Origin of the sequence: Faecalibacterium sp. 7 (assembly GCF_049562865.1) — a bacterium.
GTDB classification, from domain to species: domain Bacteria; phylum Bacillota; class Clostridia; order Oscillospirales; family Ruminococcaceae; genus Faecalibacterium; species Faecalibacterium wellingii.
The window spans coordinates 734,721-753,408 of sequence record NZ_CP186911.1 but is presented as its reverse complement, the minus strand read 5'-3'; the positions used below and the strand labels follow the sequence as shown (position 1 = coordinate 753,408).

At 55.7% G+C, this 18,688-nt stretch carries 17 protein-coding genes and 1 tRNA gene; 6 read left to right on the top strand and 12 right to left on the bottom strand.

Translation table 11 applies throughout. The features are described 5' to 3' along the window. Positions 1 to 61 precede the first annotated feature (61 nt). From ACKXF7_RS03865 to ACKXF7_RS03855, 3 genes are all read left to right on the top strand, one after another. On the top strand, positions 62 to 892 hold the full coding sequence (locus ACKXF7_RS03865) for a PRD domain-containing protein (protein WP_423742199.1): 831 nt from the start codon (positions 62 to 64) through the stop codon (positions 890 to 892). Positions 893 to 1,102: 210 nt separating this feature from the next. Beyond that, positions 1,103 to 2,497, top strand: a complete 1,395-nt coding sequence (locus ACKXF7_RS03860; RefSeq protein WP_423742198.1) for a PTS transporter subunit EIIC — start codon at positions 1,103 to 1,105, stop codon at positions 2,495 to 2,497. A 2-nt stretch (positions 2,498 to 2,499) separates the two neighbouring features. After that, the gene (locus ACKXF7_RS03855; protein WP_423742197.1) at positions 2,500 to 3,936 is read left to right on the top strand and encodes a glycoside hydrolase family 1 protein; all 1,437 of its coding nucleotides are present in this window, start codon (positions 2,500 to 2,502) and stop codon (positions 3,934 to 3,936) included. Between the two features lie 64 nt (positions 3,937 to 4,000). Here the strand turns inward: ACKXF7_RS03855 and ACKXF7_RS03850 are convergent, their stop codons facing one another. Further along, positions 4,001 to 5,368 (bottom strand): MATE family efflux transporter, encoded by a 1,368-nt coding sequence (locus ACKXF7_RS03850; RefSeq protein ID WP_423742196.1) that lies wholly within the window; start codon positions 5,366 to 5,368, stop codon positions 4,001 to 4,003. 416 nt (positions 5,369 to 5,784) lie between these two features. On the opposite strand from ACKXF7_RS03850, the gene ACKXF7_RS03845 reads away from it, so the two are divergent. Next, positions 5,785 to 5,876: transfer RNA gene (locus ACKXF7_RS03845), tRNA-Ser, on the top strand. A 202-nt stretch (positions 5,877 to 6,078) separates the two neighbouring features. Here the strand turns inward: ACKXF7_RS03845 and ACKXF7_RS03840 are convergent. Continuing rightward, positions 6,079 to 6,279, bottom strand: a complete 201-nt coding sequence (locus ACKXF7_RS03840) for a hypothetical protein (RefSeq protein ID WP_339394521.1) — start codon at positions 6,277 to 6,279, stop codon at positions 6,079 to 6,081. 79 nt (positions 6,280 to 6,358) lie between these two features. Here ACKXF7_RS03840 and ACKXF7_RS03835 point away from each other — a divergent pair, with 79 nt between their 5' ends. Next, positions 6,359 to 7,111: a DUF4866 domain-containing protein gene (locus ACKXF7_RS03835; protein WP_423742195.1), complete on the top strand. Its 753-nt coding sequence runs from the start codon at positions 6,359 to 6,361 to the stop codon at positions 7,109 to 7,111. Positions 7,112 to 7,224: 113 nt separating this feature from the next. On the opposite strand, the gene ACKXF7_RS03830 is transcribed toward ACKXF7_RS03835, so the two are convergent. From ACKXF7_RS03830 to ACKXF7_RS03815, 4 genes are all read right to left on the bottom strand, one after another. After that, on the bottom strand, positions 7,225 to 8,559 hold the full coding sequence (locus tag ACKXF7_RS03830) for a threonine/serine ThrE exporter family protein (protein ID WP_005942733.1): 1,335 nt from the start codon (positions 8,557 to 8,559) through the stop codon (positions 7,225 to 7,227). A 289-nt stretch (positions 8,560 to 8,848) separates the two neighbouring features. Further along, positions 8,849 to 9,517 carry an alpha/beta hydrolase-fold protein gene (locus ACKXF7_RS03825; protein WP_423742606.1) on the bottom strand — a complete coding sequence of 223 codons (669 nt, stop codon included), beginning with the start codon at positions 9,515 to 9,517 and terminating at the stop codon, positions 8,849 to 8,851. A 379-nt stretch (positions 9,518 to 9,896) separates the two neighbouring features. Then, positions 9,897 to 10,088: a hypothetical protein gene (locus ACKXF7_RS03820; RefSeq protein WP_423742194.1), complete on the bottom strand. Its 192-nt coding sequence runs from the start codon at positions 10,086 to 10,088 to the stop codon at positions 9,897 to 9,899. A gap of 22 nt (positions 10,089 to 10,110) precedes the next feature. Further along, positions 10,111 to 10,695, bottom strand: a complete 585-nt coding sequence (locus tag ACKXF7_RS03815) for an HAD family hydrolase (RefSeq protein WP_423742193.1) — start codon at positions 10,693 to 10,695, stop codon at positions 10,111 to 10,113. 39 nt (positions 10,696 to 10,734) lie between these two features. Here ACKXF7_RS03815 and ACKXF7_RS03810 point away from each other — a divergent pair, with 39 nt between their 5' ends. Further along, a complete protein-coding gene (locus tag ACKXF7_RS03810) occupies positions 10,735 to 10,905 on the top strand; it encodes a hypothetical protein (RefSeq protein ID WP_423742192.1) in 171 nt (56 codons plus the stop codon). A gap of 85 nt (positions 10,906 to 10,990) precedes the next feature. On the opposite strand, the gene ACKXF7_RS03805 is transcribed toward ACKXF7_RS03810, so the two are convergent. From ACKXF7_RS03805 to ACKXF7_RS03780, 6 genes are all read right to left on the bottom strand, one after another. Then, complete coding sequence (locus tag ACKXF7_RS03805; RefSeq protein WP_423742191.1) at positions 10,991 to 12,982, bottom strand: hypothetical protein; 1,992 nt, start codon at positions 12,980 to 12,982, stop codon at positions 10,991 to 10,993. A 15-nt stretch (positions 12,983 to 12,997) separates the two neighbouring features. Continuing rightward, entirely contained in the window at positions 12,998 to 14,680 is a 1,683-nt protein-coding gene (locus ACKXF7_RS03800) for an MSCRAMM family protein (protein ID WP_423742190.1), read from the bottom strand. After that, on the bottom strand, positions 14,677 to 15,426 hold the full coding sequence (locus ACKXF7_RS03795; RefSeq protein WP_423742189.1) for an EAL domain-containing protein: 750 nt from the start codon (positions 15,424 to 15,426) through the stop codon (positions 14,677 to 14,679). Before ACKXF7_RS03795 ends, ACKXF7_RS03800 begins: the two co-directional genes overlap by 4 nt. Continuing rightward, a complete protein-coding gene (locus tag ACKXF7_RS03790; protein ID WP_423742188.1) occupies positions 15,362 to 15,937 on the bottom strand; it encodes a MotA/TolQ/ExbB proton channel family protein in 576 nt (191 codons plus the stop codon). Before ACKXF7_RS03790 ends, ACKXF7_RS03795 begins: the two co-directional genes overlap by 65 nt. A gap of 97 nt (positions 15,938 to 16,034) precedes the next feature. Beyond that, positions 16,035 to 16,241 (bottom strand): hypothetical protein, encoded by a 207-nt coding sequence (locus ACKXF7_RS03785; protein WP_423742187.1) that lies wholly within the window; start codon positions 16,239 to 16,241, stop codon positions 16,035 to 16,037. 496 nt (positions 16,242 to 16,737) lie between these two features. Next, positions 16,738 to 18,630 carry a heavy metal translocating P-type ATPase gene (locus ACKXF7_RS03780; RefSeq protein ID WP_423742186.1) on the bottom strand — a complete coding sequence of 631 codons (1,893 nt, stop codon included), beginning with the start codon at positions 18,628 to 18,630 and terminating at the stop codon, positions 16,738 to 16,740. Between the last annotated feature and the right edge of the window lie 58 nt (positions 18,631 to 18,688).

Genomic DNA, 18,688 nt, shown 5'->3' with positions numbered 1-18,688 from the left:
TTATCCATTGCAGATAGGGGTGAACTTTCGGTTTTTTTCTTTCTATGGGGGTTGTGGGAAGATGAAGGTCATTAAAAACATCAATAACAACATCTCCCTTTGTCTGGACAGCCGCAACAACGAGGTTGTAGCCTTCGGGAAAGGCATTGGTTTCACAAAGCCACCCTACGATGTACCACTTTCCAAAATCGACCGCACCTTTTACGATGTGGACGAGGAACAGTTGGCCGTGCTCAACCGCATCCCGGAAAATGTGCTGGAAGCCGCCGCCGAGATCGTAGACCTTGCCAACGAGAAGATGGACAACCAGTTCCGCGAAAATGTGGTGTTCACGCTGGCAGATCACATTGATTTTTCCGTCCAGCGCTACCGCAAAAACATCAACATCAAGCTGCCGCTCTTTTACGAGGTGCGCCAGCTTTATCCCAAAGAATCCGAGATTGGAAAACAGGCATTGAACATCCTGAAAAAGCGGCTGGATATCGCCCTTCCCCGGGAGGAAGCCGCCGCCATCGCCCTACATTTTGTCAACTACAAGGCACAGGCGGAAACCACACCGGACATCGACTATGGTTCCATCATTGAGCAGGCTACGGGTATTATTGAACAGGAACTGCAGGTGACGGTGGATCGTGACAGTTTCAACTACTACCGGTTCGTCACCCACATGCACTACATGATGAAGCGCACGTTGGATGATGCCATGATCGACACCCAGAACCGGGATATTTTTGAATCCATGAAAAAAGAGTATCCCTCCATTTATTCCTGCTCGGGCAAGGTAGCCGCCCTGATCGAACAACAGCTGAAAAAATCTCTTTCCGAAGAGGAGATCCTATATCTGATCCTACACATCAATCGTTTGTGTGCTCGTGAGGATTGTGACCGATAAAGGCATACCGCCTTTGGAGGGCTTTACCCCAGAGTACCGCAGAAGATGCACCGTGTCTGTCCATCTGGTCAGCCGGTACACGCTTTGCGGTGCGCTGGGGTTTTTATTTGGAAACAGAACCGACCGGGAGCGCGCCCCGAACGGGTTTGTGATAAATCTTTCAGCAAAAACACTTGGAAAACTGTTTTTCAAAAACAGGAGGAGAACAAAATGGCAAACAAATATGATACGATGGTCAGCAGCATTGTTGGCCTGGTTGGCGGAAAAGAAAACATCCGCTCTTTTGCACATTGTGTCACGCGGCTGCGCTTTAATGTAAAAGATAAAGGAATGGTGAACGTGCCGGAGATCGAAAAGCTGCCCGGTGCGGTAGGCGTACAGTGGGCCGGAAACCAGCTGCAGGTGATCATTGGGCAGGATGTTGGAACCGTTTATGACCGTATTCGTAAGGAAGCAGAGCTGGAAGAACAGGAGTCCGTCTCTGAAAATCTTGATGCGCCGAAAGCAAAGAAAACATTTGGCACCTATGTGAACGCTTTTTTTGATGCGATATCCGGCTGTATCATCCCGCTGATCCCGATGCTGATGGGTGCAGGCATGATCAAGATCATTATCATGCTTCTGAACATGGCCGGCTGGCTGGCGTCGGACAATTCCACCTATATTGTGCTGAATTTTGCGGCGGACGCAGCATTCTATTTCCTGCCGATCTTTGTAGGAGGCATGGCCGCCAAAAAGTTCAAGGCAACGCCGGTACTGGGCATGTTCCTTGGCGCAATTCTGGTACACCCCACTTTTATCAGCAGCGTATCGGAGGGCACTTCTCTCACGATTTTTGGGCTACCAATCTATGCCGCCAGCTATAAGAGCGATTTTATTGGCACGATCCTGGCCGTGTTCGTTATGAGCTATGTGGAACGGTTCTTCCGCAAATGGATACCCGACTTTATTAAAACGATCGCAGTGCCCGCTTGCACCCTGCTGGTTATGATCCCGCTTACATTCTGCGCCTTTGCACCACTGGGCAAAATCATCGGCAACTGGCTGGCAAATGGTATGATCTGGCTTTATGGCGTGACGGGCTTCTTTGGGATTGCACTGCTGGCCGTTTTGCGTCCGTTCCTTGTCATGACCGGTATGCACACTGCGTTTACCCCGTATGTGCTCAATGCTATGGCAACTGTTGGCTATGAACCGTTCTATTCTCCTGCTTGTACTGTTGCAAACCTGAATCAGGGCATCTCCTGTCTGGCGGTAGCCATCAAGAGCAAGCGCAGCGATGTGAAGTCACTGGCTGCCAGCAGCGGATTTACAGCAGTCATTGGCGGTATCACCGAGCCTGCCATGTATGGTATCAACCTGCGGTATAAAACCCCTATGATCGCAGCTTGCATCGGCAGCTTTGTGGGTGCCGCCTACTTGGGTCTGACCCATGTTTACATGCATTCGTTTACAGGTGCCGGCGGTATTTTCAGCATTGTAATGTACATTTCGGAAGATCCGTGGAGTATCATCAACGCAATCATCGGCCTTGTGATCGGTGCAGTAGTTACTTTTGTGGCCACGCTGTTTCTGTATAAGGATCCTGTGGAGGAAAAGATGTAACAATGGGCTTTCAATCAGACTTTTTATGGGGCGGTGCCACAGCAGCCAATCAGTTTGAGGGCGGCTGGAACGAAGATGGCAAAGGCCCCAGCACTGCGGACATGCTGACAAAAGGCAGCGCTGCACAACCACGGCAGATCACGCCCGTCTTGCAGCCGGAGCAGTTTTACCCAAGTCATAAAGCCAGCGACTTTTATCATCACTATAAGGAAGATATTGCCTTGATGGGAAAAATGGGATTTAAAGTATACCGGATGTCCGTCAACTGGAGCAGAATTTTTCCTCATGGAGATGATACACAGCCCAATGAAGCAGGGCTTGCATTTTATGACGCGGTATTTGACGCATTGCGCACAGCAGGTATTGAGCCGCTGGTCACGATCAGCCATTATGAACTCCCCTTTGCACTGACGCAGCACTATAATGGCTGGGCAGACCGCCGAATGATCGAACTCTATCTGCGCTACTGTACGGTACTGTTTGAACACTATAAGGGCAAAGTACATTATTGGATCACATTCAATGAAATCAACTGCGGAATGCTGTCTGTTGGAAATTACAATTCGTTGGGAATTTTGAACGCAGGTGCCTGTTCGATTTTGCAGCAGACCGATGATCCGCAGCAGCGTTTTCAGGCGTTGCATTATCAGCTTGTAGCCAGCGCAAAGGCCGTACAGTTAGCGCATCGTATCGATCCGGAAAATAAAGTCGGTGGAATGCTGGCCTACCTCAGTTCTTATGCACTCACCTGCGCACCAGAAGATGAACTGAAATGTCAGCAAACAATGCAGCATCAGAATTTTTACTGCGGGGATGTTATGGTGCGTGGCTCTTATCCCGCCTTTGCAAAGAGGATCTGGCACCGGAATGGTGTAAAGATCGAGCAGAGCGCAGCAGATATCGATGCCCTGCAAAACGGAACAGTGGATTTTTGCGGATTCAGTTACTATATGTCCAACTGCATCACCACAACTGCACAGAAAGAAGTTACAAACGGAAATCTTGTGCTGGGTGTAAAGAACCCCTATCTGAACGCCAGTGACTGGGGCTGGCAGATCGATCCGATAGGACTGCGCTATACATTGAACGTATTGTATGACCGCTACCAGAAACCTTTGTTTATTGCTGAAAACGGCCTGGGAGCTTTTGATACGCTGGAAGCGGATGGCTCCATCCACGACCCCTACCGCATCGATTATCTGCGTGCCCACATTGAACAGATGAAGAAAGCCGTGGAAGAAGACGACGTAGACCTGATGGGCTATACTCCCTGGGGCTGCATCGACCTTGTGTCCGCTTCCACCGGCGAGATGGCAAAGCGCTACGGCTTTGTATATGTAGACGCAGACGATTCCGGCAACGGCACCTTTAAACGTTATAAAAAAGACAGTTTTTATTGGTATAAAAAGGTAATTGAAACGAACGGCGAAGAACTGTAACCTGCTCTGAACCCAAAATAACGCCTGCCATTTTCAGTTGGCAGGCGTTATTTTTATGCAGACATCAAACCTTTGCTGCACCGCGGTCGAGAATTTTATCGAACCGGGCAAAGAAGGTGATGGTGGTGATGGTGGCGGCCAGAATGTCGCTGACCGGCTCGGCCAGAAACACGCCGAACACCGGGTTCGGCAGCAGGTGCGGCAGGATGAAGATGAGCGGGATCAGCAGGATGATCTTGCGCAGGCAGGCCAGCAGCAGGCTTACCTTGGCCTGCCCCAGCGCCATAAAGCTCTGCTGGCAGGCGATCTGGAAGCCCATGGCAAAAATGCCCGCCATGTAAATGCGCATGGCCCAGGTGGTGTAGGAGATCAGCGCACTGTCCGAGGTGAAGATACCGGCCACCGCGCCGGGTACCAGCATCATCAGAAGCCAGAATACGCAGGTGTATACGCCGCACAGGGTCAGCTGAAAGCGGAAAGCTTCCTTGACGCGGGGCTTTTTGTCTGCGCCGAAGTTGAAGCTTATGACAGGCTGACCGCCCTGACAGATGCCCTGAATGGGCAGGGTGCACAGCTGGGATGCACTGGTGATGACGGTCATGGCACCCACGGCCACATCGCCGCCGTACCGCGCCAGACTGGAGCTGAAACTGATAGACAGCAGGCTCTCGGTGGAGAGCATCACAAAGGTGGAGATGCCCAGCGCCATCACCGGCAGGATGACATTGCGCTCCGGGCGCAGATAGTCCCTGCGCAGGCGCAGGAGGGTCTTTTCGCCGGTGAGGAAGCGCAGGATCCACACCGCGCCCACAGCCTGACTGAGCACCGTGGCAATGGCCGCGCCCCGCACGCCAAGCCCGAACCCGAAGATGAGGATGGGGTCAAGGATAATGTTGATGACCGCACCGATCACGGTGGTGAGCATACTGGTTTTGGCAAAGCCCTGCGTGGTAATGAAGGGGTTCATGCCCAGCACCAGCAGCACGAACACCGAGCCCAGAAGGTAGATACGGCTGTAGCTCAGGGCATACGGCAGGGTGGCATCGCTGGCACCAAACAGCCGAAGCAGCATCGGCGCCCCGGCATAGAAGCTGATGGTCAGCACCACCGAAAAGAGCAGCAGCATGGTAAAGCTGTTGGAGATGATCTTTTCTGCCTGTTCCCTGTCGCCCTGCCCCAGAGCAATGGCGGTGCGGGGCGCACCGCCTGCGCCCACCAGCATGGCGAATGCATTCAGCAGCATCAGGATGGGAGTGAACAGGCCCACGCCGGTCAGCGCTGCCGCACCGATGCCCGCGATATGGCCGATGTAAATTCGGTCCACGATGTTGTACAACAGGTTCACGACCTGCGCTACCACCGCAGGGATCATGAGCTGCAGCATCAGGCTGCGGACGTTCCCACTGCCCATGTCCTGTTTTGACTGTGCCATGGATGTGATTCTCCTTTTTACTTCAAATTTGAACTATATCATCTATATCTCCTCTATTATACTCAAAACCCGCAAAAATACCAGTCCCTTTTCGCAAATTTTTCCATGTTCCGCTCAAAAGTGCAAAAAGCTCCGGGTCTGCCGCACAGCAGACCCGGAGCTTGGAACGCGAAAAAGTGTTGACGCCAACAGGCTTTTTTGCTATACTATATAAGGTTTATCGTGGAGATGTATCGAAGTGGTCGTAACGAGAACGACTCGAAATCTAACTGGCTTTTTGGAAGTGGGTTTCCGGTTTTGCTAGGTTTCATGCGGGTTTTCCGACTTCGAGAGTGAACGATTTTCGGTCGTTCTCTCCTGAAATTCTCTCCAAAGTTTTCCCGGAATGCACGGTGCATTCTAAGAATTTAATATCTGGAGCATTACTCAAGTGGTCGTAAGAGGTCGCACTCGAAATGCGATAGGCCGGGAGACCGGTGCCAGGGTTCGACTCCCTGATGCTCCGCCAAATCGAATGGACAGATGAATTTTATTCGTCTGTCCATTCTTTTTTGCCGGAACATCGCCCGTCCACCCTGTCTTTGGGGCATATGGCATCATGCTGATGCATTGCCATAGCCCAGCCCCTCCATCATAGCCTGTGCAGACGAGAGCTTGGAAGCGTAATCGAGGTGGGCGTAGATTAAAAGCACAAACTGCTATAAACTACTTCATTCCCCTTCTTTTTCGCTGTTTACGATAGCCTGCACCTTGGTGGGCAGACCATAGATGCTGATGAAACCGGTGGCATCGCTCTGCTTGTAGTCGCCGCCGGCGGCAAAGGTGGCGATGTCCTCACGATACAGAGAGTACGGCGACCAGACCCCTGCATTGATGAGGTTGTGTAAAAAGTGTTCTGCATATAGCAGCAATATGAAAGCAGTATTTCACAGCGGGGCATTATGAATCTATAATAGGTAGTTGGAAATAAACAGAAAGAGGGTCTTTTTGATGGCAACGATATTTCCAAGAGAAGAAAAGGCAGAGGCACTGTTCGGGGAGATCCTGAAAAATCCAGAAGCCTGCCACCGCCTGATGGATACCTTCAACGACTCGCTGGACATGGCAGACGTACTGGATGCGCCGACCGTGAGTGCACAGCAGTTTGCCGCGGCGCTGTTCAATGCCTACGAGAACAAGGATCTGTCTGCCTTTCTGATGGCGATCTGCCAGCACAGTATGTTTGACCTGCTACGGAACGCTGCCCTGATCCCGTTCAAATTCAACGCCGATGGTCAGCCGAACCCGGTGATCCTGACGGATGATGCCGGCGTTCTTTTGCCGAACAACAAATTTGCCGTGAGCAGCAAAGTATACGACCGGTTCATCCGGGTGTTCCAGAAGCAGGAAAAGGTAAAAATGTACCTTGCCAGCGGCTACTGCAAGTATCACAGCTACGACGAAGGCTCGATGGATGTGGTGGAGTACCACTACAACCAGCATTTGGGGCTGCTGCTGATCTACGAACTGCCGGACACCGTGAAGCAGAAGGTAACGGAAGCGGAGGCCTACTCCACCGTCTGGGATATCCAGATGAAGCTGCAGCACGCACTGCCCCGTTCCGTGGTCTACTATGGACAGGATACGCTCAAGGACGGCGGAACCCGCTATGATGAACTTGGCGTTTTTCTGCCGCTGGAACACTTTGCCGACCGGCTGGAACGCCATGTGGAAACTGCTACCAAGATCGTTTACGGCGAGTAAACGCCCTGTAAACGAACTCCCTTTATAAGTGCATCACAGCAAAACAAAACGCAGCGAACCGTTAAAAGATTCGCTGCGTTTTGCCTTATAAGGGAGAATGGAAATGCTGCACATCAGGTGCAATAACGGAAAGTCTTGTCAGTGACAATACGGGCGAAGATCAGCCCTAACGGCAGTGCCACGATGATGAGAATGGCATCTGCAAACCATGTGGCGGAGTCCATCAGAGACAGGATGCCCAGATTATAGATGGCACGGTAGAAATACAGTCCCGGTACCATGATAACGATGGACGGCACGGTGACGGAGATGCGGGGATAACCGGCGGCGCTCTTCAGGCAGGAGGCCAGCAATCCGGACAGCAGTGCGCCCAGAAACGCTGCAACAGCGGGCGGAAAGCCCGCAAGGCTCACCAGCTCCAGCCGGAACGTGTTCGTTACCGCACCGATAAGGGCAGCGCAGACTGCCAGGTTCCGGGGACTGTTGAACATGAGCGAAAAGCCGAACACACCGCCAAAACTTGCCAGCAGCCGGAACACGATCTCTTCCGGGAGTGTCAGGCTCAGGGCAGGGAACTGCACCGGCTGCAAATGCAGCAGCAGTGCCATGATCCAAGCCGTCATGGTTGCCACCAGAATGATGAGGACGGCGTAGGCCAGACGTTCCAGCCCGGAGCGCATATCCAGCTTGGCAAGGTCGATGCCGCTGGTAATGAACGGAAAGCCCGGAATGATGAAGAGCATGGAGCAGATATACCCCGCCTCGTGCTGCGCCGATACGGCAAACAGCACCTCTGCCAGCTTCAGCAGGATGGCATATACGAGGCTTGCTGAACAGACCGACGCCGTAATGCCCAGAAACAGGGTGAAATGGTGTTTTGTCAGCTTGCACCGTACAAAGTTGCCGATGCCTGCACCGCAGAAGGCACACAGCATTTCCACAATGCCGCCGCCCAGCAGAAAGGTGAAGCAGCTGCAGGCCAGTGCAGCTGCAAAGCCCAGTGCGATGGGCGAATACAAGCCGTGGATGCGCTCGATCTCATCGAGGTGGCTGTGCAGTTCTTCGCCGGTCATAAATTTTCCTTCCCGGTCGAAGTCGTTGACGAAATGCTCCAGTCGGTTCAGTCGGGAGGTATTCACGCCCGTATTTGTCAGACAGAGTGACTGGGTATAACACTGGTCACCGTCAAAGCAGGTGAACTCAATGGACAACAGGCCGATGTCCGCTGTTGTTGTGACTCCCAGCTCCCGCGAAAGGGTGTTCATGGAGCTTCGGACACGCCATGCGCCGGTGCCGCATTCCAGCAGCATCAGCCCGGTGCGTCCAATGACGGAGGCTTTTTCCACAAGCCCCGCCTCGGTAATGGGGACGCCCTTGCTGGCCGACGCATAGTCGTGCCAGTAGACTTCCATGTGATTTTTGATGATCTCACTTTGCCGTTGTCCCATACCGGAAAGCCTCCTTTGTGATATGGGAATATTGCAGCTGTTTCAAGACTGCGGTGCTATTATAAGGGAAATTGCAGGGCGGGTAAAACGTATCTTGGATATGCCGGCAATGTTCGTTTGGTATTTCAAAGAAGAAAATCTCCGCCAACAAAAGGCATCAGCTCAGGCTGGTGCCTTTTTTGCGGCTAGATGGTGAGGATGAGAACAGGGCGGCGGCCCGCAGACCGCAAGCAACCAGCCCTGCGGGCTGTTGCTTAGCCCGCGGGAGAATCGGTATCGATCAAAATGGTCATGCGTGTTCCGCCATCACCCACCGAAATGCTTTCGCGGTGCGCAGGTCGGCGTCTTTGAAGTGCCCGCCGCTGTTCCATTCAAGGGTGCAGTCTGCGCCGCGCTCTGCAAGCCGACTGTGCAGGGTGCGGATGTTATTGCCCACCGCAGCCATGACGGCGTTTTTCGTGTGCTCTTCCTTGTCACCAAGGCTCAGATAAATGTGCTGTGCCTGTATCGGGTGCCGCTGTTCAAACTCCATCCAGCCCGGGAACCACACCGAGGGAGATGCAGCGGCGACACCGTAGAACAGATTTATCTGGGTGGAGGCCCACAAAGCAAACAATCCCGCCAGCGAGTAGCCGCCCAGAATGATTTTGATGTTCTCCGAGAGTTCAAACTGTTGTTTCAGCGTGGGGATGACCTGTTCTGTCAGAAAGCGCAGGGTGTCCGCAGCATTGCCACCGAAACCCTGCTTTCCCCACACGGCAGGGGCTTCCCATGGAGAAAGTGCATCGTTCCAGCTTTCCACGGGCACGGCCGCAAACAGAAAATTTCGGCCGCTCTGCGCAGTCACTGTCACTTCATGGTCTATGCTCTGCAGCTCGTGTTCGCCGGTCATTTGGAGCAGCAGGTATTCTGCATGAGCTTCGCCGTAAATGCGGCAAGGTCTGTTCCCGATTTGCATTGTCTGTGCGGTCATTGCGGCATCCTCCCGAAAAAACTTTGATAAGCCCAGTATAGCAACTGAAAAATCATTTTGCAATTCAAAAAGGCGTTCGCATTCGCAGCAAGCAGGGCTTGTTGGGAAATCCCAAACCCTTGCCTGCATCGTAGGAGGGTGTAGCCATCACGGAAGCGTGATGATTGCAGGAGTGCTATGCCGCAGCAACAAGAGCGGAGCCTTTTGCAAGGCTCCGCTCTTGTTGCTGCCGTTAAGCAGAAAATGAAAATGAAGGAGATTTATCTTTCAAAACCGCCTGTGGACTGCTGCAGCGATGGGGAGCCATAACAAATCCATCAGACAGGCTTTGGAAGAAGCGAAAAGGTTCAGGAGAAATGCACTGTCACAGGTTGATGCTGATTCCAAGGATCACGAACAGGATCGCCAGACAGATGCAGCTTACCCCGTTTCTTCGTTCCGTGAAAGCGTCCAGAGAACACTTTGCACGCTGTTTTGCCTGTTCCAACTGGGATGCCCCCGCATAAGCGGAGAATCCGGCACAAATCAAAAGCATCAAACCGATCCAGATCATCATAAGCATTTCTCCAATCAAAACCTTACCATTCCACGCCCAGAGCGTGCAGGCTCTCGGCAAGGGCAGCAACATCCATGTTGAACACGATGCCTGCCATATTTTCGTAGAGTGCGCCCTCCACGTTGATGGGCGTATCGTCAATAAAGACGCATTTCTCCGGGCGAAGGGCGAACTTGTGCAGGAAGGCGCGGTAGATCTGCGGGTCGGGCTTCAGCAGCTTGACCTCTGCGGAGATCAGGGCACCGTCCATCAGCTTGCTGGCCTCTGCCCGTGCCCAGTAGATGGGCTGGCGGGTGGCAGCGTTGGAAAGCAGATAGAGACGGTAGCCCGTTGCTTTCAGGGCCTGCAAAAGCTCCAGCATTCCCTCTACCGGCACGATGGGGTCATCCCACGTTTCGATCAGCCCGCGGGCTGCATCGTGCAGACGCTCCGGCAGGCGGGGCAGAATGCGCTGCTCTGCGATCTCCTCGTCGATCACGCCCCGGTCCAGCATGGTCCACTCCACCGAGCGGAACACCTCGTTGCGGATCAGCCTGCGGTCCTCGCCGGTGAGGGAATAGCGGTCCATAAACAGCTCCGGGTCAAATCGAACCAGAACGTTTCCCATATCTTCCCGTGGATGAACACTTCCAAAAAGAGCTTTGGATTGGGACAGCGCGGGGTGATAAACCAGACCCCGGAGCGGTTCTCCATCCCGAAATACGAATTTGCAGTAGGCACTGCCGTCCGCAACGTGGTGCAGGATCTGATGACCCCGGAGGATGCCAGCCGCATGGCGCAGGCCCTTTACGATGCTGCAGACCCGGTCTGCCGCTAAACCGGAACAGAACCTGCATGAATATAAAAAAGCCCACAGGCCGGAAATCCATCTGACCTGTGGGCTTTTTGTCTCTTTTCGGTTCTCAGTGCTTCGGTTTTTTGCCCCAGAGCCCCAGTCCGCCGCGGCTGGATGCTTTGCCGTGCTTGGGCGCTGCAGCCGGCTTCGGTGTACGGCTGCGCTTCTTCTCTGGCTTTGGTTCGGGTTCCGGCTCGGTCCATGGAAGCAGACCGGCCTTGGACTCCGCTTCGGGCTCCGGCTGTACGGGTTTCGGCTTCTTTGCCGGCGCGGGCGCAGGCGGTGCTTCCGGTACGGTCTTTGGCTTCTCCGCTGGCACGGGTGCAGCCGGCGTTTCCGGCACAGGCTGGGGGGTCAGAGCTGACCCCGAAGCCGGCGGTGCATCCGGAACGGACTGCGGCTGCTGGGCAGTGCTGCTGTCCGCTGTCGGCTTCCGCTCAGGCCGCTTCCAGCTGCCGTCTTTTCCCATGCGGAGCAGCTCCCACATGATCTCATCATCGCTCCGGGTATTCTGGCTGCGCTGCAGATCATCGGTCAGTTCGTCCATCACGCTTCGGCCATCTCCTGCCGGTTTCCATGTCGGCTCCAGCGCGGAATCTGCCGGACGGAGCAGGTCCTCCGGCAGCGGGCTGTCGGCATTCTCCGGTTTCTTCTTTTTCTTCCGGATAGGAGCTGCGACGTGCTCCGGATGGAGCGGAAAGATTTCCAGCGACTGCACTTCGTTGACCACACAGCCCAGCAGCTGCACACCGGACTTGCTCAGCTTTTCAATGGCATCCTGTATGACAGACAGCGGGGTGGCATCGTGACGCACAACGAACAGCGCATGGTCTGCCAGCTTGTTCAGGCGCAGCACATCCGAGGAACGTCCCACCGAGGAAGCATCAATGATGACATATTCGTAGGGCTCCATGATCGGTTTCAAAAAGTCGAACAGGGCGGCATCCAGCGGCACCGCATCGGGTTCCAGAACCATCGGCAGAAGGTCCAGATAGCCGGTCAGCGAGATAACCGCTTCCGGCTCGGCAGATTCGCCTTTGTACAGGGCATTCAGCGTCCGGCTGTACGGCAGATCCTGCAAAAACATTCCGCCCAGGCGGGGAGCACGGGTGTTCAGATCCAGCAGCAGGGTGCGCTTTTCCATATCGGACAGCTGCAGGGCCAGATTGGCCGCCACCGTGCTCTTGCCTTCTCCATCCTCAGCCGAGGTCACATAGAACCAGTGCGGCTCTGCCGTGGTGCCGAACCGGTTGATCAGGATATGCGCGGCCGAAGCAAAGTTCTGCACGGCATCGGCATCTGCACGGTGCGTTTCGCTCAACAGCTGCATGTTCTTCTGGAAGTAGCTGTTGTCCTTGGGGATGCTGCCTAAGGTTTCGAGCTTCAGGACGTCCTCCACGTCCTTTACATTCAGCAGGGTGGGCCGCAGGAAAAACTCCAGCACCGCCAGACCCGCACCGGCGGCCAGACCCAGCACACAGAAGATCACCCACAGGCGGACATACTGGCCGGCACCGCCGCCCGTTGTAGAAGCTGCTTCCGGAGCATCGATCATGGCCACAGAGCCCATCATCAGCGTTTCCGGCAGGATCTCCTTGATGGCATCCACCAGCGCATTCATCAGCTGGACGCCGGCCTCGGCATTGTTCCAGGTCAAAGTAAGCAGCAGCACCTGCGTCTCATTGTAGCGGTTCACCTGCAGATTCTGAGAAACATCCTGTGTTGTGACCGATACAAGGCCCGCACGATCAATGGCAGCCTGCAGGGTGCGCTCGCTCTTCATCACAAAGGTCGCGGCGTCCATCATATCCAGGGTCTGATAAAAGGTGTTTGAACTCAGATAATCAGAATTATTGTATACAACGCCGTCTGCAGAGGGTTGGGAGGTGATCGCAACGGAACAATTGACCGCGTAGTTGGTACGGCTGTTCCGCAGAAAGGAGACGCCGCTGAACACGAATCCGCAGAAAAAGCCCAGCAGGCCCAGCACAAGGATCGTCTTCCGGTGCTTGAAGACGGTGTACAGCAGGTCGCTGATGCGGATCTCGTCATTGTCCATTGTTTCTCACCACCTTTACGATTTATTTTCGCTCTGGTCGAGGGTCTCGTCCTGAGCTGCAGCAGCTTTCCGCGCCTTGCGGCGGCGTGCAAGGATGCCCCACAGGAACACCAGCAGCCAGACCACACCGGCGGCGACCACAGCCAGAACGGCCAGAGCCACCGCACTGCGCAGCGTAAACACCGGCACGGTCCAGTTCTGCGTACTTGCCGTATCCTGTACAGTGAAGGGATATTTCCGGGCATTTGCGGGATCTGCCTTGCCGCGTACCACATAGTAGCTGCCCTCGGTCAGATCGGTGAACAGCTGGCCGGAATCGCTGGACGTCCAGCTCCGGATCAGCTGATCCTGCTCGTTGTACAGGGAGAGCTGTTCGCCCTCCGTATTGCTGCGCAGCACCGTATCCACGGCAGAGATGGATACCCGCAGGAGCCGGTTGGTGATGTCCAGCGTTGTGCTGCCTGCACCGTCAATGCGGCCGTCCGCAGCGATGATCACCGTGTGATCCGTGTCATCCGGACGGTAATTTTCCGGTGCCTGCTGTTCGCGGATAAGATAGGTCGTGCTCTTATCCAGATCAGTCAGACGGATCTGGCCCGCCCCATCGGTCGCCACCGTCTGGGTGGTGCCGGTGTGCCGGTTGGTTACCGTAAAGACTGCACCCTTCAGAGCAGAGGAGGTAAGCTCGTCCGTGACGTTCAGAATGATCTTTGTCTTTTCGGTATCGATCTTGTGCAGCTCCGGGTCGCTGCCGTTCTTCTTTTCCACGTCTGCATCCAGATCCTGCTGCATGGTGGTGTAGTAGTTGGGGGACGACTGCTGCTGCACTGTGTACTTGCCAAGATACAATTCCACACTTTCGCCGTAGCCGGTTTCGTCACAGGTGATGGTATCCACCTGCTGGCCCTGCGTATAGCGCACCGTGCCATCCTTTGTGATGATATCTTCGGCTGCGATCACCCGGAAGGTGCCGCCGCCTACAGGCTGCTGTGTTTCGGCATCGTTCATCTGCAGCCGGATGATGTTTTTGCAGGGAGCCACCCGGATCTGCACGATGTAGGGCTCCGGCCAGTCGTACATGCGGTCCACATCGTAGTAGGTGTCCGCTGCCGCATCGTATCCTTCCGGCTCACTGAGCTGACGGAAGTAGTAGCTGCCCTGCCAGATCTTTTCCGGCAGATAGAAGGTGCCTTCCCCGGTGGTCTCATACTCCCGGTAGCTGATCTTTTCCGGGTAGTAGGTATTCAGGGTCTGCAGGCTGCCGTTTATCAGATGGGCCGTATCCGTGCGGTACAGCTCAAAGCGCACACCGGCTTCCTGAATGCGCCGCTCGGTCTCTTCATCGATCAGCTCGGCAAACACGGCGGCCTTAACGCCGTCCTCGTCGTAGCCGCCGCCACCGCCGCCGGTCTGGATCATCTGCTGATCGTATCGTCCATCGCCGTCGCCATCGCCGGGGTCATCATCGGCACCGCCATCGTGCCAGCCGTCGTAGTCATCGTCATGCCAGCCGCTGGACGCGGCCTCCTCACTGGAAGAGGAGGGCTCTTCGAGGCCGGTATAATCGCTCAGAAGATAAAGGCCCAGCAGTGCAATGATCAGAAGCAGCACATACACAAGAGCGCTCATCATATCGGTTGCCGGCTGCCAGAAATTGTATTCTGCATCCGGATCCTGTCTGCGTTTTCTCGTTTTCATCCGGAGTGCCCCACTTTCAGGATCCTGACAAATTCATCCACCGACAGCGGACGGGAGAAGAGGTATCCCTGCCCTTCGGTGCAGCCGGCTTTGCGCAGCACGTTCAGCTGCTCGGTGCTTTCAATGCCCTCGGCCAGCAGATTCAGCCGGAGCGTGCGGGCCTGTGCAAAAATACCGGGCAGCACATCGGTCTTATTCTGCAGCGCAGCGCTGCGCAGATCCAGCTTGAGCAGGTCGGTGCCAAAGCCGCCCAGTGCGCTCAGTTCCACATAGTCGCCGTCGAAGCCGTCCAATATCACCCGGAAGCCCATCTGCTGCAGCTGTGCTTCCATATCGCTCAGCGCACCATGGGTCTCCAGATAGGCAGACTTTGCAATATCGATGTTCAGATATTTTGGCGGGATACGGTACTTTTTGAGCATTTCGGAGAAAAACTCCGCCACATCGATGGCCAGAATATCCGTCTTTGTAACATTGACCGCGATGGGGACCGGGCGGACTCCCGCATCGATCCACACCCGGATGGTCTTGCACACTTCCTCCCAGATGTACTGGTCCAGCTTGGTGATGTAACCATTGTTTTCCAGCACCGGGATGAACACGGCGGGCGAGATCACGCCCAGCACCGGGTGGTTCCAGCGCACCAGTGCTTCGGCACCGACCACCCTGCGGGTGTTCAGATCATATCGGGGCTGCAGGAAGAAGGTGAACTCGTTCTTGCGCAGGCCGTCCAGGATCTGCGGCATCAGAACGCGCTCGTTGAGGCCTGCACTTTGCACCGTCTCGCGGCTCAGAACGCCGTTGCCCGCATTTCTGGGCAGGCGCTCCAGCAGCTCCAGGACTCTGCCGCACTTCGCGGCGGCTGCTGTAGCGCGCCTGCTCGTCGGTGGTGGGAATGACCGACTTGTGGAACTCTTCCAGAAACAGCCCGGTCTCACGATTCATGATAGTGCGCAGGACGTTGTTTGTGATGTTGAAGAGGATCGACAGGATCACGCCTGCAATAGAGGTATAGAATGCCGTGTTGATGCCGGCCAGAATGGACTGCACGCTGCCCAGCGCGGCTTCCACCGTGACGAAGCTGATGCCCCGCAGGCCCAGCAGCAGACCCACGAAGGTGCCAAGGATGCCCAGACCGGTCAGGGTGCCGGGCAGCTGCGCGATGACCCCTTTCCATGTGTGCAGCGCCAGCACATCTTCATTGAGCACTTCGTCAAGATCGCTGACGATCTGCCCGGTCTCACGCTGATGCTGCACTTTTTCGCGATAATCCTCAAACAGTCCGTCCAGCGTCTTCTGCTGAAAAAAGCGTTCGATCTGCAGGGCCGCGACCCATGCGGAGCTGCCTTCGGTCTCAGACGCCTTGCGGATGCTTTTTTTGGCCGTTCAGCAGACCGCCCGTAATGGAGATGGTCGGTAAAAGGCCGTGAATGCACCCGGCCAGTGCAATGATGCACATAAGACCAACGATCAGCGCCGAGAGCAGATCCGGAGAGTACGCTGCAAGTGCGAGACTGCTTAGAAGCAGCACCGCCACAGACAGGTAGGAAAACAGCTTCATATTTCCATCCTTCCTCTTGTTTTGAACGGGGAACCGTTTTCATAAGCAGTGCACACTGCCGGAACGGCCTTTTTGCCCATATCCATTCGGTGCACTCTGCTTACGAAAACGCTTCCAACCGAGCACAAAACACCTGCTCTTCCGAAAACGCTGCCCCAAACGGCCCCTTTATGTAGAAATAGACTGAATTTTTGATGCTTCAGATACACCCTGATAAAAATGTGCATTTTTTGAGTGTCAGACTTTCATTTTACCACGTTCTCGGCGAAAGGGCAATCATTTCCGGAAGAAATTGGAATTGCGGAAGTTCCAGCCATGGAGCGGGATTTTGGTGCATGAAAGCCGGCATCCTGCGTCTCTCACAGCGCAGCGCGCGCAGCCATCATGCAGCTGCGGCGGCGGCAAAACGGATGGGGGGACACCTTGCGCCGGATAAAAAAATGCCGTGGATCCTTTGCAGGATGCACGGCAGATCCGCTATGAAACAGGATGGGCCTTACGGTTCGTTTTTCCGGGCAAGGTCCCTAGTGTACAGGGCACGGGTGGCGTTGAGCACGGCCAGCACCATCACGCCCACATCGGCAAAAATGGCGGTCCACATGCTGGCCATGCCGATCGCGCCCAGCACAAGGCAGGCGAACTTGATGGCCAGTGCAAACACGATGTTCTGGTACACGATGCGCAGGGTGCGGCGGGCGATGCGCATGGCCAGTGCGATCTTGGCCGGGTCGTCGTCCATCAGCACCACGTCTGCGGCCTCAATGGCGGCATCGGAGCCCAGCGCACCCATGGCGATGCCCACATCGGCACGGGACAGCACCGGCGCATCGTTGATGCCGTCGCCCACAAAGGCGAGGTTCTCTTTGGGCCGCTTTGCGGCGAGCAGCGTTTCGATCTGGTCTACCTTGTCGCCCGGCAGCAGGCCTGCATGGTATTCATCCAGACCCAGCTCTGCGGAAACGGCCTTTGCCACGGGCTCGGCGTCGCCGGTCAGCATGACGGTCTTGCGCACACCGGCGTCCTTCAGGCCCCGGATGGCCTGTGCACTGTGGGGCTTCACCACATCGGCGATCAGCAGATAGCCCGCGTACCTGCCCTCAATGGCAACATGTACAAGGGTGCCCGTCTCGCTGACGGCGGGGACGTTCAGGCCCAGCTTTTCCATCAGGCGGGCGTTGCCGGCAGCAACGGTCCTGCCGTCCACCTTGGCGGTCACGCCGTGGCCGCCCAGCTCCTGCACGTCGGTGACGCGGTTCGGATCGATCTCCCTGCCGTAAGCGGTCTTGATGCTGAGGGAGATGGGGTGCTTGGACCAGCTCTCGGCCAGCGCGGCAGCTTCCACCAGCTGCTGCTCCGTGGTGCCCTTTGCGGGGTGGATGCCGGTCACTTTAAAGGTGCCCTGGGTCAGGGTGCCGGTCTTGTCGAACACAACGATGCCGGTGCGGGCCAGCTCTTCCAGATAGGTGGAACCCTTGACCAGAATACCGCAGGCAGAGGCACCGCCGATGCCGCCAAAGAAGCTCAGGGGGATGCTGATGACCAGTGCACAGGGGCAGCTGATGACCAGGAAGGTCAATGCACGGTAGACCCAGTCGCCAAAGCGGGCGGGCTGGCCCATGAGCAGCAGCACTACCGGCGGGATAAAGGCCAGAGCCAGTGCGCTGTAGCACACGGCGGGGGTGTACACGCGGGCAAACCGGGTGATGAAGTTCTCGGCGCGGGCCTTCTTCATGCTGGAATTTTCCACAAGGTCCAGAATTTTGGAAACGGTGGATTCGCCGAATTCCTTGGTGGTCTTTACCTTCAGCAGGCCGGTCATGTTCACGCAGCCGCTGATGACCTCATCGCCGGTCTGCACGTCGCGGGGCAGGCTCTCGCCGGTCAGGGCGGCGGTGTTCAGGGCAGAAGCGCCCTCCACGATCACGCCGTCGATGGGCACGCGCTCACCGGGCTGCACCACGATCACGGTGCCGATCTCCACGTCGTCCGGGTCCACCTGCTCCAGTTTGCCGCCCTCGCCCTCAATGTTGGCGTAGTCCGGGCGGATGTCCATTAAGCTGGAAATGCTCTGCCGGCTCTTGCCCACGGCCACGCTCTGGAACAGCTCGCCGATCTGGTAGAAGATGATGACGGCGCAGCCCTCCATGTAGTCGCCCAGTGCAAACGCACCCACGGTGGCAACGGCCATCAGGAAGCACTCGTCAAAGGGCTGGCGGTTCTTGATGCCAAGCAGTGCCTTGCGCAGCACGTCCCAGCCCACCACGAGGTACGGGATGCAGTACAGCGCCAGCTCCACCGGTGTGGGGAACTGAGGCAGCAGCTTGAGGATGAGCACCAGAACCACCGCAGCGATGATGCGCTGCAGGTTCTTTTTCTGCTTTTTATTCATAGTAAAGCTCTCCTTTTTTGGGGGATCATGGGCCGCATTGCGCTGCGGCAGGCGGGGA

Excerpts from the sequence above, each read along its gene's own strand:
- ACKXF7_RS03865 (WP_423742199.1), top strand. The coding sequence starts at position 62 with ATGAAGGTCATTAAAAACATCAATAACAACATCTCCCTTTGTCTGGAC.
- ACKXF7_RS03860 (WP_423742198.1), top strand. The coding sequence starts at position 1,103 with ATGGCAAACAAATATGATACGATGGTCAGCAGCATTGTTGGCCTGGTT.
- ACKXF7_RS03855 (WP_423742197.1), top strand. The coding sequence starts at position 2,500 with ATGGGCTTTCAATCAGACTTTTTATGGGGCGGTGCCACAGCAGCCAAT.
- ACKXF7_RS03850 (WP_423742196.1), bottom strand. The coding sequence starts at position 5,368 with ATGGCACAGTCAAAACAGGACATGGGCAGTGGGAACGTCCGCAGCCTG.
- ACKXF7_RS03835 (WP_423742195.1), top strand. The coding sequence starts at position 6,359 with ATGGCAACGATATTTCCAAGAGAAGAAAAGGCAGAGGCACTGTTCGGG.
- ACKXF7_RS03830 (WP_005942733.1), bottom strand. The coding sequence starts at position 8,559 with ATGGGACAACGGCAAAGTGAGATCATCAAAAATCACATGGAAGTCTAC.
- ACKXF7_RS03825 (WP_423742606.1), bottom strand. The coding sequence starts at position 9,517 with ATGCAAATCGGGAACAGACCTTGCCGCATTTACGGCGAAGCTCATGCA.
- ACKXF7_RS03820 (WP_423742194.1), bottom strand. The coding sequence starts at position 10,088 with ATGATGATCTGGATCGGTTTGATGCTTTTGATTTGTGCCGGATTCTCC.
- ACKXF7_RS03815 (WP_423742193.1), bottom strand. The coding sequence starts at position 10,695 with ATGGGAAACGTTCTGGTTCGATTTGACCCGGAGCTGTTTATGGACCGC.
- ACKXF7_RS03805 (WP_423742191.1), bottom strand. The coding sequence starts at position 12,982 with ATGGACAATGACGAGATCCGCATCAGCGACCTGCTGTACACCGTCTTC.
- ACKXF7_RS03800 (WP_423742190.1), bottom strand. The coding sequence starts at position 14,680 with ATGAAAACGAGAAAACGCAGACAGGATCCGGATGCAGAATACAATTTC.
- ACKXF7_RS03795 (WP_423742189.1), bottom strand. The coding sequence starts at position 15,426 with ATGCCGCAGATCCTGGACGGCCTGCGCAAGAACGAGTTCACCTTCTTC.
- ACKXF7_RS03785 (WP_423742187.1), bottom strand. The coding sequence starts at position 16,241 with ATGAAGCTGTTTTCCTACCTGTCTGTGGCGGTGCTGCTTCTAAGCAGT.
- ACKXF7_RS03780 (WP_423742186.1), bottom strand. The coding sequence starts at position 18,630 with ATGAATAAAAAGCAGAAAAAGAACCTGCAGCGCATCATCGCTGCGGTG.